Raw genomic sequence first — 15,755 nt, 5'->3', positions numbered from 1 at the left:
ACGGATACGATTCGCTGCGCGGCTCTTAACGCGCGAGGAACATCGTGCGCGTCACCGAACCTTCGGAACTGCTCAGGCGGTAATGATACTGGCCGCTCGGCAGATTCTCTGCGGAGAATGTCATCGCATGGTGACCCGCTTCGAGCGACACACCGTCGAGCAGGCGCGCAACCTCCTGGCCCAGATGATTCATCACCGTAAGTGTCACACTCTGCGCGCTGGGCAGCACGAAGGAAATGTTGGTCGACGGATTGAACGGATTCGGAAAATTCTGCGACAGGTCGAGTGTTGCAACAGGACCGCTGTCCCGCACGCTGACGATCGACGAGTACGACACGCCGCCGTCACGATCGATCTGCTTGAGCCGGTACGACATGCCGTTTCCGCGCAGATCCATCGGGGTGAGTTTGTCGATGTATTTGTAGTTGTTCGGCGAATTGCTGGTGCCCTGCCCGGCGATGAATTCGATGGCCGTCCACTCGCGCAGATCGCGCGAGCGCTGCACCTCGAAACCGTGATTGTTGGCCTCGGTGGCGGTGCGCCAGGTGAGAATCACATCGGAGCCCGATACCCTTCCGCTGAACGAGACGAGTTCGACGGGCAGCGGCGTGCAACTGAGCCGTGTGGCGGGTCCGATGAAGGCGTTGAGCAGCATGCGCTGCAGATTTGTCGAGTTGGTGTTGTCGTGTCCACCCATGTAAAAGAACCACCCGAAGGACGGACTGTTATTGTAGCGCCGGCTCATCACCTTATGGTAGGTGATGTCGTTCACCTGGCGCGCGATGCTGTACGATCCGGTCTGATAGGTGCTGCCGGGATTCGTCTTCCAGTATGCGATGGCTCCGCCGGTGTTCTCCACCGATCCGATAAACTGACCGTAGAAGGTGCGCGCGCCCGAATCGGGATACGTCCATGTGCCGGGCGAGCCGCCCGGTTTGAACACACCCGCGGTGGTGAGCACCTGCGGCGAACTGAGTGCCTCGAAATCCCGCACCGCATCACACTGCAGATACACGTTGCCGTAGTCGATGGTGAAGTCCTTCAGGCGTGTGGCATCGGTGGCCGTGAGGGCATCCTCGTGCGGGATCATGATGATGGTGAAACAGCCCGATCCGGTTCCGGTGAGTGTGGCGACTGTCGGTACGCCGCCGGTGCCCGTCTGATACGCGCTGGACGGAATGCCGGCGTTGGTCAACACATCGGTCAGCAGATCGTGATTGTTCGCGTTGGACGAGTACACGTACGCACGCGGGATAAAATCGAGTGTATGCTCTATCGGGACATTCGTGAACGGGCTGAGCACCTGATGGACTGTGACGCCGTTGGCAAAGGCACGGAGCAGCGGACCCGCGACGCCGGTATCGGCCACGTCGACGATGAAGGGACCGCCGCGATAATTAAACGCCGAAGCGAAAGTCCCGTTCGTGCTGCGGTTCTTCACCTGATTTGCCGCGGCTGCAAAGTCGATCCCGTCATGGGATTTTGTGGTGGAATATGCCCAGTACACGCGGACGCCGCCCTGCCGGAGGTTGTACACCAATCCGTAGGCTTTCAGGATATTCCCCTGTCCGCCGCTGCCGACTAAGGTGGCGTTGTCCATGGGGATGATGAGCGAACCCTCGGGCACGTTCTGCGCGTGAAGCGCCGTGCCGCCCAACAGCAGGATCAGGAAGACGATGTATGTGTGTGACGGACGATTCATTGTATGACCGATTCATAATGTGTATGTGAGAGTGCGACAGTACCCCACAAGCAAGAACCGGACCAACAATTATATCCCGATATTTTCTATCTTTTTATCCTTTTTTCCACCCGGCGATAGTCTGACCTGTCCAATCCTGTATTAGGTTGGCCTCCGTGTTACAAAATTGAACAGGGGCTTCACAGCCCGGGGCGGTGCTAACAGCAGCGGAAGATGCGCGTCTCGCCGGGTGTGTTGTCCTCGTCCGTCACGAGCGCGTGTGTGTGCGGCGGCTGCCCCTTCAGGAGCACACGCCCCCACGACCGGAAGGCCTCGATGAGCACGACGATGGCGCAGATCATAATAAGAGCCGTCAGTCCGATATTCACCCAGCCCTGCACTGCCGTGGCGGGACTCTGCGTCAGCGGCCAGAAATTGTCGGTGATGTTCAGCACACCCGCCGTAAGTGTTGTTGTCGCGACAAAGGCCATGGGTACGAAGGTCACCCAGGCGTATTTGGCCTTGCCGGAATTGATGATGGCGCTGGTGCCGACGGCGAGCGCCACGACGGCGAGCAGTTGATTGGCCGTGCCGAACATGGGCCAGATGGTGCTGATGTTTCCCGTCCAGATAAAATAGGCCCACGCCGCGACAACGAGTCCGGTAGAAATGATGGTGCCCGGAATCCAGTTGACCCTTTCGAAGGGTTTCCACGCCTTGCCCACAAATTCCTGTACGAGGAAACGCGCCACGCGTGTGCCCGCATCGATGGTGGTGAGGATGAATAGGGCCTCGAACATGATCGCAAAATGGTACCAGTAGGCGACCAGCGTTTTCATGCCCGGAATGCCGGAGAATATCTGCGCAAAACCGATGGCGAGCGACACGGCGCCTCCCGTGCGTCCGGCGAGATCTTCACCGACGGCGGCGGAAAGGACGTCGAGATTGACGGGTGACAGTCCGAGCAGCGCGTACTTTGCCGCGGGCAGATTGATGGCGTAATAATCTCCGGGATGCAGCGAGGCCGCGGCCACGAGCGCGATGACGCCGACAACACTTTCCATGAGCATCGCGCCATAGCCGATGAAACGCGCGTCGCTCTCCTTGTTGATCATCTTGGGCGTCGTGCCCGACGACACGAGCGAGTGAAATCCCGATATCGCCCCGCAGGCGATGGTGATGAAAAGGAAGGGGAAAAGTTTTCCGTGTATGATGGGTCCGCCGCCCGACACGTATTCGGTGATCGCGGGAATTTTCAGGACGGGATTGACAACCACCACTCCCGCGATGAGCAGGAAGATGGTCCCGATCTTCATGTACGAACTCAGGTAGTCGCGCGGCGCGAGCAGCAGCCATATCGGCAGCACCGACGCGATGAAGCCGTACACGGCCAGCGCGATCACAATGCCGTTGCGCGAGAGCACAAACCACGATCCGATGGAGGAGTTCTGCACGTTGTGTCCCAGCACCACGGCCGCGAGGACTGCCACAACACCGATGATGCTGGCCTCGGTGATTTTGCCGGGACGGATCTTTGTCATCCACAGTCCCACAAATATCGCGATGGGTATGGTCATCGCGATGGTGAAGGTGCCCCAGGCGCTTTCACTCAACGCGTTCACCACCGCAACACCGAGTCCCGACAACGCGATCACCACGATGATAAGGATCGCGATCGATCCCACTGTTCCCGCGAGCGGACTGATCTCGCCGCGCGCTATTTCGGCTATCGATCTCCCGTTTCTCCGAATTGATGCGCCCAGACTGACAAAGTCGTGCACAGCCCCGCCGAGCACGACGCCGATCACCAGCCACAGGAAACCGGGGAGATACCCGAACTGCGCCGCAAGCACGGGACCGATCAGCGGACCCGCTCCCGCAATCGCTGCAAAATGATGGCCGAAGAGGACCCACTTATTCGTCGGCTGATAGTTCTGTCCATCGTTGAAACGATGCGCGGGTGTTGTACGCGCGTCGTCGAGGGCTATCACCTTCGCGGCGATGAAGGCGCTGTAATACCTGTATGCGATGGCCATGATACACAGGGCCGTAAGAACGAGGGTCAATGCGTGCATGGATGTCCTTTCGGGAGAGTGACGATCGCGGTGTGTCGCACCGCACCGGCACATGGCACCGTTTCCGGTGCTGTGTCGTGGTGTGCGGTGCGGGAGTACGGCAGAGCGGTTCTCAGCGCAGAATCATGAAACTCCGTGTGACGAAGCGCCCGTCGGCACTGAGGCGGTACAGATAGAGACCCGCGGGCAGATCGGATGCATCCCAGCGCGCATGATACACGCCCGGCACGCGCAATCCCGCGGCAAGTGTCCGCACGATGCGGCCCTCGGAATTGACAACGTCGAGCACGATGTCGGAGGTGTGATGCACGTCGAACTCCACGGTGGCCGCGTCGCCCGCCGGATTCGGGAAGGGCTCGCGCAGCGCCAAGCGCGTAGGCAGCGCGTCGGACGTCCGCGCGATGTCGAGCGCCCTGTCGCAGGCCCGGTTCAGCGTGTCCGACGAGAGCACGATCCCGGCATCCCACGTTTGCCAGCGGATATCGAACGGCGCGTTCTGCGTTTTGTTGTTGTCGAAACATACCACAAAACCGCCGAGTGTCGTGCCCGAGAGAATGCCGGTGGTGGTGCGGCTCCAGGTCACCTTCTGCGCGGTGTACGAGTACTGCCAGTCGGGCGGACCACCGATATACAGCGGCAACACCACCACGTCGGGTGTCAGCACCGTAACGTCGAACACCGACACGGGCGACGCCGGTGTATGCAGATTCGAGACGCGGATGTCGTAACAGCAGGGACGCACGGCGTCGGGCACCAGCCGCACGGTGTCGCGCGACGAGACCTGCGTCTGACATTCGACGAGCGCGCTGTCGCAGCACACGTCGCGTCCCCTGTTGAGTGTACACCACTGCAGTCTGATGGCCGAGCTGCCGCTCATGGGTTTGATCGACAGTTGGAATCCTTCCTTGCCGCCCATCGAGGGCACGCCGGAGCCGGAGTCACTGAACACGATCTGTGTGGCGCTGAACGTGGCCAGGCGCCATCCGGGCGGCGGTGTGGCGCCCGTAATCTGCGCGCCGGGTGTCAGCACGCGCAGGATAAATCCGTCGAGAACAGTCTGCTGTGTGTTCCGGTTGAAAAACGACGCCGAGAAGGTGCACGACTCGGAAGTGGGGCGTATGTAGAACGAATCACACGCGACACGCGCCTCCTCGCAGCGCACTGTGCCAGTTGCGCAGCAGAGCACCTGCGCATCGTTCAGGGAACACCACTGGTAGAAGATGTTCGGATTCCCCGCGGCTGCCTGCAGGGCAAATTCGAAACCGCCCGCCGAGGCACCACTCGCGAGTGTGCCCGCGGTGTCGCGGAACGTCATCGTGGTGCCCGTGCGCGATTCCACCATCCAGCCGGCCGGAGCCGTGGCGACGAGCACCGAACTGCCCGGCGTTGTGAGCGAAATGCGGAATCCGTTCATCGCGGACTTGGGCGTGTGCCTGTTTATGATCCGCGCCGTGAAGGTACACAGCTCGGGCTTGGGGACAACCTCGAGCGAATCACACAGCGTCTGCGCCGGTGTACACGACACAGTGACGCTGTCGCAACAGATCACCGCGCCGTTCAACATCGTGCACCGCTGCACAAGCACGGGGGATCCGGCGGAGACCGGCGCAATCGTGACGCCGAATTGTGCCGAACTGCCACCCGGCTGTACGGGTGAGCCCGAGGTCCAGGTAACCGACGAGGCGTCCTGCTGCGTAATCGTCCATGCGGCGGGAGTGGACTTCTGCGCAAAACTTGCGCCCGAGTTCAGTATGGTCAGCCGATACCCGTTGACCGGCCCCTGCGGGAGATGCGTGTTCATAAAGCCGAACGTGTATTCGCAGTCACTCACATGGGCAACGGTCATCGAATCGCAGCGTGTTTCCGCGGGCGGATCACAGGGGAAGGACACGGTGTCGCGATGTATGGTGGCACCGTCAAGCACACTCTCCCACTCGAGTACAATCGTCGCGCTGCTTCCGCCCGGCGGCCGGATACATGCGACAAATCCTCCGAGTGCCTGTCCGGTAGAAAGAGATGATGTGCTCCGAAATTCGGCCTGTGTCGCGGTGGCCGAAAGGCGGGACCACGGTCCCGTCGGTGCCCCTTGGAACGCGGCGCCTGGAGTCAGAAGCTTCAGGCGCAGGCCGTTGAGCGGACCCGCGGGAGTGTGTTCGTTGTGCAGCGTCATCGCGGTGCAACAGGCCCCGGAGACCGGCGTGGAGGCCGTCACATCGAGTTCGTCGTAGGATGTGGCCGTGGATGTACATCCCGCGATGAGAAGTGTGTCCTCACACAGGACTGTTCGTCCGAAAAGGGTTCGCCACGAGACCAGGATCGGTCCGCGTTTGCCCGGTGCGTTCTCGAAACAAAAACGGAAACCCGTGGCGTATCCCCGTGGTGTGAGTGACGACGAAGGGTCGTCAAACGTGGCATCGGTCGCAGTGTATCCGAGAAGCCGCCAGGGACCAGAGGGGGTTCCGACGATACGCGCTCCGGGTGTCAGCACAACGAATCGGATCCGGTTCACCGGAGACGCGGGTTCGTGTCCGTTGAATATCGTAAACGTCCGGCAGCATGGATCGGCCGCGTCCACCGTGTCACCCACATCGTCGCAGCCGGGAGCGAAGCAGCGCAGGGTCATTGTATCACGTGTCACCAGACCCGATGCCGCATCCCGCGTCGTCCATTCCACCAGAATCGAATCGTTCAGAGGCGCAGGGAATACCGAGGTCAGGAAACCGGTAATGACCGAATCGGGCTGCAGAGCGTTGCCGGCGGTGGTGGTGAAGTCGACCGTCGACGGCGTGCGCGCGAACACCCAGAAGCGGTTCGGACCGGTCGCCGCACTGTCCCACACGTGGTTCGGCGTAAGCAGGCGCACAGAAAATCCGGCGAGCGCCGCACGCTGCGGATTTTTGTTTTTGATCGTCCAGACAAATGCGCATCCTCCAGTCCCATTGCGCGAGGGGACCACGGTGACGGAGTCGATGTCGCGGCATTGCATGCTGATGCTGCCGCCTGTCACATTGCTGCCGCTCGACAGTGTGAGCCATGTGAGTTCAATGTCGTTGGTCACGCTCTGCACGCAGACTTCGAATCCCGCCTGCGTCGCGCCGTACGCCAGCGTACCGGCGGGCATCGAGAATTCGATCTTTGTGGGATCGGGAAAGGCGAAGCTCCACCCGCTCGGAGCAACGATCGACGAAAGGAAAACCGCTCCTCGTGTCGTTTTTATCGTGAATCCGTTCAGCGGCAGTTGGCCGGGATTTCTGTTGGTGAGGGAGATGGAAAAACAGCAGTCCGACAATCGCGTCACCCGCACCTCGTCCTGTGCGGCGAGCCGGGGAAACATGACCAGAAATAGAGCCGCCACCGCGGGGAGCAATCTCAGAATGCGCATGAATGGTCTCGCAAGATGGAGTATAGGTCCACGGAGCCGCGCGGCCGTATGGTTCACGGTCGGGCTCCACGAGCCGTAAAACGTGTACATCACAAAATGTACTCTTCCCGCGCGCGAATTTCAATTGCGGGGATTCGCCGCGCCATGCACGCGGCTCCGCCTTGCTTCGCGTGGCAGGACACGACTACTTTTGTTGTTTGCAGTGCATCCGACTTTCTTCAGGGTTTTCATGACAGCAACATCCCGTCCCGCCCTCCTTGCGACGCTTGCAGCCGCGCTTCTGCTTGGCGGCTGCTCGCTCTCCCGCAATCTTTCATCGATGGACGATCCCGACGACTACGAGGCCTACGCAAAAAAATGGGCTCCGTCGGAGGACGCCTTTATTGCCGTGCAGCGTCTTGCAAAACCGTACATCGACAAGCGCGACTGGGACGGAGCCGCGTCGCTGTTCGCGCGTTACGCGCCGTCGTTCCCGGGCATGGAAAAACGCTTCGCGGAAATAGATCGTGTTCTTCGCGCGCCCACCGCGAATCTCGAGGTGAAAAATCTCGGTACCGGGATCAACTCTCCCGCGAATGAAATCAAGCCGTCGATGACTGCCGACGGAACACGTCTCTACTTCGCGAGTGACCGCGAAGGCGGCCGCGGAGAACTGGATGTGTATGTCTCGAAATTTGAGAACGGCGCCTGGCAGCCGGCGCAGAATCTCGGCGAGCGTATCAATACGCCGGATCACGAGACGATCAACGGCATCTCCTTCGACGGCACCATGATTCTGTTGTACGGCGGATTTACGGGACACCGCGGCGGCGGCGACAACTTCTATTTCGAAAAAACGGAACGCGGTTGGTCGCCGATTCAGCACATCCCCGCACCGGTAAACGGGATCACGTGGGATTCGGACGCGTTTACCACCGCCGACGGGAAGGCCATGCTGTTCACCAGCGATCGCCAGGGCGTCATCGGCAAGGTGGTGACGAAAGGCACCAAGTTCCACGGCAGTGAGGCGGGCAATAGCGACATCTGGGTCAGCGTCCGCCGCGGCAAACAGTGGCTTCCGCCGATGAATCTCGGGCCCAAAATCAACACGCCGTTCTGCGAGCGTTCGGCCTTCCTTCATCCCGACGGGAAGACGCTATACTTCAGCTCCGACGGTCATCCCGGCCTCGGAAAACTCGACGTGTTCCGTTCCGTGCGGCTGCGCGAGGATTCGTGGACGGAGTGGAGCGAACCCGTCAATGTTGGAAAAGAGATCAACACATCCGAAGATGACTGGGGCTACAAGGTCTCGACCGACGGCAAGACAGCCGTTTTCTCCTCGTCCGAACTTCCCGGCGGATCGGGCCAGAACGATATTTACCTGATCGATCTGCCGACTGCCGCGCAGCCCGCAAGCGAGGTCGCCACCATCACCGGCCGCATTCTCGACGAGAACGGCAATCCTGTCGGCGCCACGATCCGCTGGGGCAATCTCGAAACCGGAACCGAGGAAGGCGAGGTGCAGAGTGATCCGCAGACCGGCGAGTACGTGGTCACGCTTCCGCTCGACAAATTGCACGAGCTGATTTTCCTGCGCGAGGGCTACTATCCGTCATCCACCAGCATCGATCTTCGCAGGAACGGCGCCAACAACGGACGGAACGGCAACGATCCGAACGGAAGGAACGGCAACGACCCCAACGGACGTAATAACGGGAACGATCCGAACGGCAGAAACGGCAACGATCCCAACGGACGCAACAACGGCAACGACCCGAACAATCCCAACGGGAACACCGACCTCCGCAACTTCGCGGTCGACATCAAGCTCACTTCCGTCGAGAGTTTGAAGAGCAAACGCGACAAGTACGGCGAGTTGCTCGCGCAGCGCGTTAACAACATCTTCTTCGATTTTGCGAAATGGGAATTACGTCCCGAATCGAATTACGAATTGGAGCGCCTGCGGCTCTTTCTGGAATCGAATCCCGACATACGCATACAGATCGGTGCACACACCGATGATGTCGGTTCGGACGATTTCAACATGAACCTCTCGCTGAAACGCGCGCAGAGTGTGGTGGACTACATTATTGCGAAGGGCATCAGCAAGGACCGCCTCCTGGCGAAGGGGTATGGCGAGACACGTCCGGAGGTCACGAACGACACCGAGGAAAATCGCGCGCGCAACAGGCGTGTGGAATTCCGCATCGCGGAATAAACAGAACGGCCGCCCCGCTGGCCTGGGCGGCCGCCCGTTTCTCACCGTTCTCGTGAGGAGGGTGCGATGAGCAGTGGCAGATTATTCGTAGTAGCTCAGGACCTTGACGGCGAGCAGATCCAGGTTTGACAGCACTGTTGCAACGGTTTCGTAGCTGTACTTGACGGACGGATTACCGTTGATTTTGACGTGTGTCAGGTTCAAGGCATTCGAATTGCCCACGAGTGTTGTGCCGAGCAGTGAGGGCGTACCGCTGGCACCGAGGTCGATGGTAAGACCGCCCGCAATCGCGATCACTATTCCCTTCCACGACACTTTTCCGCGCAGATCGAGCTGTCCGTCGACGACAAGTATTCCCGCGCCCTCGATATTTCCGTCCCAGTTCAAGTCGCCCGGAATGTACACGATCTCCGGATTTGCGAGTGTGCCATATACCGCGTTTCCTGAGTATTTCCCGGGCGCAAGTGTGCGTGTGGCCATCGACTTGTACAGGTCGCGCAACACTTTGATGCTGTCGCCGGAAAACACACCGACGCTCGGCGCGCCGCCCTGTCCCTGCACGTTCGGTGCGATACCACCCGTGTTGATGCTGGTCTTAAGATAGTCGGCGATCTTGGGATCCTCGGTTCCCACGCCCCAGACGGGAGGATTGCCCGACAGCGTCGTGCCGTCTATGCGGTAATCCCGTCCGTCGATGAGGAACGATTTTCCGGAGTTGGAAATCGCCACGGTGTCGCCATATACGGCCAGTGCGCTCTGCACGGTGGGGAACAGACTCGAGAGCCGTGCAATTGCACTTACCACGCGTGTCGAGTCGGCATAGGTGCCCGCGGAAGTGATCCTGACTGTATCGACACCGATGTCCACCACGGTGACGGTCACTGTTCCCCTGTCCACCGCAAGACTGGAAAAACCCGTTCTCCACAATTTATTCTGCCTCAGGCGCGACACGGCGAGATTCACGCCGCTGTTTGCAACATTCAATGCATGTTCAGCGATGAACTGATCGGTGGTTGTATCATTCGAACGATCCATTTCGCTGATGAAACCGAACACGGCTCCGCCAAGCAAAAGGGATGTCATCAATGCAAGTATCAGGGATGATTGGCCCATCGTCGTCTCTCCTTTATGATGCGAACCTCCGCGCAAGGCGCGGGAACGCCACGGATATCACTCGTAATAGCTCAGGATGTTCACTCTGTTTAGGTTCAGGTTCTGCATCACCGTCGCAATCGCCTCCGAACTGTAGATGGCGGAGGGATTGCCGTTCACTTTGACGGTCGTGAGGTTTGATGCGTTTGTGTTTCCGATCAACGCGGCGCCGATGACTCGTGGATTGCCCGACGAACCGAAATCGACGTACGTGCCGCTCGCCCGCGAGATCACGATGCCCTGCCACTGTACCGTGCCCGAAAAATGCAGGTGCCCGTCCACCACGAGTACCCCTGCTCCGCTGGTGTTGCCGTTCCACTGAAGATCACCTGGCACATACACGATCTCGGGTGCTGCAAGCGTCCCCAACACCCCGTTCCCGGCGTACTTTCCGGGAGGTATCGTGGTTGTTGCAAGACTCTTGAACATGTTGAAAATGACGGAAAGACTGTCGCTCGCGAAAGTACCGACACTGGGACTGCTCGTGCGGCCCATCACATTCGACGCTACCTTGCCCGCGACGATACTGTTTGTCACGTACGTGTCGATCTTGTCGAGTTGCACTCCCAGACCCCAGACCGGAGGATTGGTGGTAAGTGTCGAGCCGTTCGATTTGTAATCCCGCCCATCGATCTGAAAGGACTTGCCGGAGTTTTGGAACACGACCGAGTCTCCGAAGATGCTGAGCGCGGCATTAACCTCGGGTAATATCGAGGCGAGTTTGACGACGGCAATCACCGTGCGGACGCTGTCGCTGTACCGCCCTGACGATGTAATACGTACCGAGTCCTTTCCTATGTCCACCAGTGAAACTGACACATTCCCGTTGTCGACCGCCAGATTCGTGAATCCCGTGCGCCAGGTTTTTTCCTGTCGAACGCGTGAGATGGCGAGATTGATGCCGCTGTTTGCAACGTTTAATGCATGCTCGCCGACGAATTGGTTTGTGGTGGTATCGGAAGACGACCGCTGTTCCTGCATGTAGAGGACAACCCCTCCTGACAACAACAACGTGGTCATGAATACGAGTATGAGGGATTGCTGACCCATAGTGCCTCCTATGGATTGACGTTGCGCGGTGTGATTCTGATCTCGGAGGTGAACTGTTGAAAGGCGGTCAGGTCGTTCACATCCACCGCAGTAAATCCCTCCTGGAACTGATCATCCTGTTGTGTCGGGAAGCGTGATTCGACACGTATGCTGATGCGCACGGTCTTGACGTTGGCGATCGTCGCGGTCTCGACGTTGTTCTTGTCGTAATAGCGGAAGCGCAACGAGCAGATGCCAAGATCGGATCCGCTTCCCGCTGTCGATGTGCCGCTCATGGCGCTCGTTGCGTTGACACTGCGCCAGAGCAGGGTGTCGCGCGGATTCGGTGTGTACGCCACAGCGCCTCGCCATATGTACGTGATGGTATCAACCCGGCCATCGTTCTCGAGATCACCCCGGAAGACGAGGCGCCGCGGCTCACAGACGAGGAAGGCATTGCCGCTTGTTACCCGATGCCCCGCCTTCCGCAGATCGAAGAGCAGCAGCGTTGTTGCCGACTCCATCTGCATTTGGATGGTGGACGTGTTGGAGGCGGTCATTAGCGCCGCTTGGCGGTCCGTATTAAACCGCGCGATGCTCAACATGAGCAAACCCGCGAGGATGATGGACCCGACGATATCGAGATGTGTGCTCATTTCAGTACGTGACCACGTGCGACATGGTGAGGGGATACGTGGAATAGCGGCTGGTGACAGTGACCGTCACGCGTTTCGCCCAACTGACACCCGTGACCGTCTGCTGCGGGTTTGTCTGCGATACGTACTGCACGAGGCAGCGGATGGTGTCGCCTTCGGTGCCCCACAGGCAGCGCGGGGTGGTCGAAGGCGTGGTCCCGCGCGGCGGACTCACAAAGGTCAAACCGTGATAATCGTCGCAGTCGTTGATGTTTGGATAATACTCACCTGACGCCCGGCCGCAGCTTCCCAAATCGCTGAGTCGGACGACCTTTTTTGCGGTGAACGACACATCGAACGGCTTCGATGTGATTTCGTCCATCATCGAACGCGCGATAGTGATAGCGCTCTGCATGTTTGTATTCGAATCGAGCGATTCGGTGCTGTCGAGTACCAAGCGTTGGAAGTTGTTGCTTACAACTCCGAACAGCATGAATGCGCCGATTACCATCGCCATCTGTCCTGTATTCATTGCCGTCTATCCTCGCCTTTCCGCGGTGAGTGAAGGGAATCCATCCTTTGAAATGCAGCAATCCACGGACCAATGTGGTTGATGCCCTTCTACTCTCTGCTTTTGCATGAAATCTACACTGGCAGAGCAATGTTTTCAATGTTCTTACACTCGTCGCGTGCAATATTTGCAATATCCTCGTTGTATTACTGTCTTCCCTCCCTGCCCGCCATTTCTCCTGAATGAGGGAATAAAAAAAATCCCCCCCGTCTCGCGACGGAGGGGATTCGTACCGATTTGTGGAAATATCAGCGGGCGAGAAGCATCTTCATGACCTGCTGGTATTTCGGAGTTTCCATCCTGTACATGTACAGGCCGCTCGGGAGGTCGTCGGCATGGAAGACCACTTCGTACACGCCGGAGTTCTTTGTTTCGTCCACAAGCACCCGCACCAGACGGCCAAGGGCGTCGTGTACAGTGATACGAACGGGTGAAACCTCGGGGATCTCGTAGCGGATGACCGTGGAGGGATTAAACGGATTCGGACGGTTCTGGCTGATCACAAAACGGCTTCCAGCCTCGAGTGGACGCAGGCAATCGCCGGAGATCGTCACGGTGCCGTTGGTGACACGCGGGTATATCGAACCGTTGTTGATTAGAACACTGTCGAGAAGCTGGGCGGTGGTCGGCCACATGATGTTCGAGACCGCCACGCTGTTGTGATTCGGCGCCTGTCCGAACATCGCGACAAAGCCGAGCATCAGCAACGGTTTTTCCAGTAGATTCGGATCCAACGCCAGATACGTGCCGGGACTTGTAGCCTTGACACTCAACAGGTTCGTGGAAAGTTCTTTCACATCAACCTGCCAGCCATTCAGAAGCGTGCGACCGTCGTAGATGACCGGCTGCGACGGATCAAGGCGCAGAAGCGTCTCGGGAAGCGGGTTCCTCTGCTGGTCCACGTTGAAGAGCAGACGGAAATCGAAAGAGTTGATGCTCTTTCCTTCCGGATCGTCGACGTAGATCGGCACATTCACATGCTGCTGATAATAGGTCACCGGATCGTTCGGGATCACAAGCGACAGCGTGTACGGCAGGGCGGGAACGAAAACCCAATCCTGGCAGTATTTGCGGCCCGGCACGTTCTCCGAGGTCACCGACACGGTGAATACCAGATCGGCACCGAAGTCGCGGCGAATAAGCGGCTTGAGTCGCCACGTGGCAATTGCTGTGTCCGCGGGACCGATATCCTGCGGGGTCGGCACCTTCTCGAGACTTTCACCTGTAGCCAGCAGAACACGCGGCGGCAGGGCGAGTGTTGCTTTCAACCCCTTGGCAACGCCGCCGCCGGGATTGCTGATACGCACGGTGAAGATGATCTCTTCCGGCAGGTACAATCCTGTTTCGGGATTGAAGTGCAGTGAATCCTCGGGTGTTGTGCCGCAGGCAAGTTCAAAGTCCGGTGCATCGAGTTTCGGGATATAGATCTTGCACTCGCATTCCGCGGTGGGTGCATTCTCGGCATCCACCTTGAATTTGATGGTGATGGGTCCGCTCACGGCACGAGGCAGGGCCTGCAGCATCCAATCGAAGACGAAGCTGCTGTCCACCTGCAGTTTGTCGTCGCCGCTCAGGTCGAACTTGCGCTTGATGGGAATGAACGGTGCAACACCTTCCACATCGGGAGTCTGGATAATGATCGTCGCTTCCACCGAATCTGCATAATCGCTGCCAACATTTTTCACGGTTATCGACACCGGGAAAATATCGGGATTATACACACCGCGGGCAGCATCCACACGGATGGTGTCGGGGCAGGCACAGGCCACGTTGAAACGGGCGCTGCGGATGGAATCGATGATGACGGAGTCGCAACAGACGGCGGAGTTCTCGAACACGTCATAGACACGCACACAGATCTTCACCGTGTCAAGGGTCATGCGGTTTGCGGTGCGGAGCATCCAGCTCACCGTCACCGGGGCTGCGCCAGTCGGCATATCGTCGCTGACCGGTTTGGTAATGACGTCGCCCGGGGCCAGTTCGATGGACGGGGGCAGAAGAAGCTGTGCCTTCACAAACTTGCCGTTTGCGGTGCCGACGTTCCGAATTGTGACTTCGTACTTGAAGGGATCCGGCTGGTATTTGTGATTCACATAATCGACACGGTCGGTATTGATATCACACTGGAGATCATACACTGCCTGCCGCGCTGCGGGAATAAACACATCCACACAGCAGGTGTCGACGTAGGTCTTGCGCAGATACCCGCCCTTGCCCTGCACCTGGAAACAGAGGGTCACGGTGGTATCATTTATCCGCTTCACCGCGCGCATGTCGTATTCAACGACGAGCTGGTCGCCACCTCTCAGGGTGCCGAGTTCGCGGATGGGTGTGTTGCCGATGGGATCGGTCGTATCGATACTCACACCGCGGGTGCCGAGATACTGCAGCTTCGTCGAGTCGGAATTGCCGTCGTACACATTACGCACGCTGATGGCGACGCGGAAGGGATTCGGTTTGTAGTCGTTCAGGTTGTCGTCGAAAACGATGTCGGTGAACTGTTTTGAACACAGCGTCTGGAACACGGGAAAATACTCGTGTTCGACCCACACGCTGCGCTCACAATACGCGCTGGCGCCGTTGACCGTCGTGACGATCGCGCGGACGGTATCGAGTCCGTCGTTGCGCCGTTCCTGAGCGAGTCTCAACGTAAAAGTGACTGTGGCGGAATCACCACCGAGAAGGAAAGGGATGGCAGGCGCGCACGGATTGCTGAGCGCGATGAAGCGCGTGTCGATTCCCATGCATACGACAACATTCTTGGCGGTATCGGCCGAGATGTTGCGCACCGTCACGGACATGGTGATCTGATTCGGAACGTAGTCGTTCCCGCGGAAATACAGACTGTCGTGACTCGACGACATGCTGCAGCTAATTTTCGGAAATCCCGAAACGCCGGGTAACGTGCCTGCGCTCTGCGCCTGAAGGAAGGTCGCCGCCGCGAACAGTGTAAGCGCTGTCCACGCGAAGATGTACCTCTTTCTCATGGGATGCCTGTCGAGTCTGAAAGAAAAAGCAGGAAGGGAGGAAACT

9 protein-coding genes are annotated in these 15,755 nt (G+C 58.7%); 1 reads left to right on the top strand and 8 read right to left on the bottom strand.

All coding sequences use genetic code 11. The annotated features are described in order from the left end of the window. Positions 1-25: 25 nt before the first annotated feature. The 3 genes from HY962_05075 to HY962_05065 all read right to left on the bottom strand — a co-directional run bounded on the left by HY962_05075 (position 26) and on the right by HY962_05065 (position 7,138). The gene (locus HY962_05075; GenBank protein MBI5646285.1) at positions 26-1,600 is read right to left on the bottom strand and encodes a T9SS type A sorting domain-containing protein; all 1,575 of its coding nucleotides are present in this window, start codon (positions 1,598-1,600) and stop codon (positions 26-28) included. A gap of 299 nt (positions 1,601-1,899) precedes the next feature. Then, positions 1,900-3,756: a carbon starvation protein A gene (locus HY962_05070; protein ID MBI5646284.1), complete on the bottom strand. Its 1,857-nt coding sequence runs from the start codon at positions 3,754-3,756 to the stop codon at positions 1,900-1,902. Between the two features lie 112 nt (positions 3,757-3,868). Continuing rightward, positions 3,869-7,138, bottom strand: a complete 3,270-nt coding sequence (locus HY962_05065) for a T9SS type A sorting domain-containing protein (GenBank protein MBI5646283.1) — start codon at positions 7,136-7,138, stop codon at positions 3,869-3,871. Positions 7,139-7,367: 229 nt separating this feature from the next. On the opposite strand from HY962_05065, the gene HY962_05060 reads away from it, so the two are divergent. Continuing rightward, positions 7,368-9,335, top strand: a complete 1,968-nt coding sequence (locus HY962_05060) for a PD40 domain-containing protein (protein ID MBI5646282.1) — start codon at positions 7,368-7,370, stop codon at positions 9,333-9,335. 81 nt (positions 9,336-9,416) lie between these two features. On the opposite strand, the gene HY962_05055 is transcribed toward HY962_05060, so the two are convergent. The 5 genes from HY962_05055 to HY962_05035 form a co-directional block, all read right to left on the bottom strand. After that, complete coding sequence (locus HY962_05055) at positions 9,417-10,448, bottom strand: hypothetical protein (GenBank protein MBI5646281.1); 1,032 nt, start codon at positions 10,446-10,448, stop codon at positions 9,417-9,419. Between the two features lie 57 nt (positions 10,449-10,505). After that, a complete protein-coding gene (locus HY962_05050) occupies positions 10,506-11,537 on the bottom strand; it encodes a hypothetical protein (GenBank protein ID MBI5646280.1) in 1,032 nt (343 codons plus the stop codon). Positions 11,538-11,545: 8 nt separating this feature from the next. Next, positions 11,546-12,172 (bottom strand): hypothetical protein, encoded by a 627-nt coding sequence (locus HY962_05045; GenBank protein ID MBI5646279.1) that lies wholly within the window; start codon positions 12,170-12,172, stop codon positions 11,546-11,548. 1 nt (position 12,173) lies between these two features. Continuing rightward, positions 12,174-12,683, bottom strand: coding sequence for a hypothetical protein (locus tag HY962_05040; protein MBI5646278.1), 510 nt, complete (start codon positions 12,681-12,683; stop codon positions 12,174-12,176). Positions 12,684-12,970: 287 nt separating this feature from the next. Next, entirely contained in the window at positions 12,971-15,709 is a 2,739-nt protein-coding gene (locus tag HY962_05035) for a T9SS type A sorting domain-containing protein (GenBank protein MBI5646277.1), read from the bottom strand. Between the last annotated feature and the right edge of the window lie 46 nt (positions 15,710-15,755).

The sequence above is a fragment of the Ignavibacteriota bacterium genome (assembly GCA_016218045.1).
Classification (GTDB): domain Bacteria; phylum Bacteroidota; class Ignavibacteria; order SZUA-365; family SZUA-365; genus JACRFB01.
Note: the sequence above shows the minus strand (reverse complement) of the source record. Positions and strands in the feature narration are given on the sequence as shown.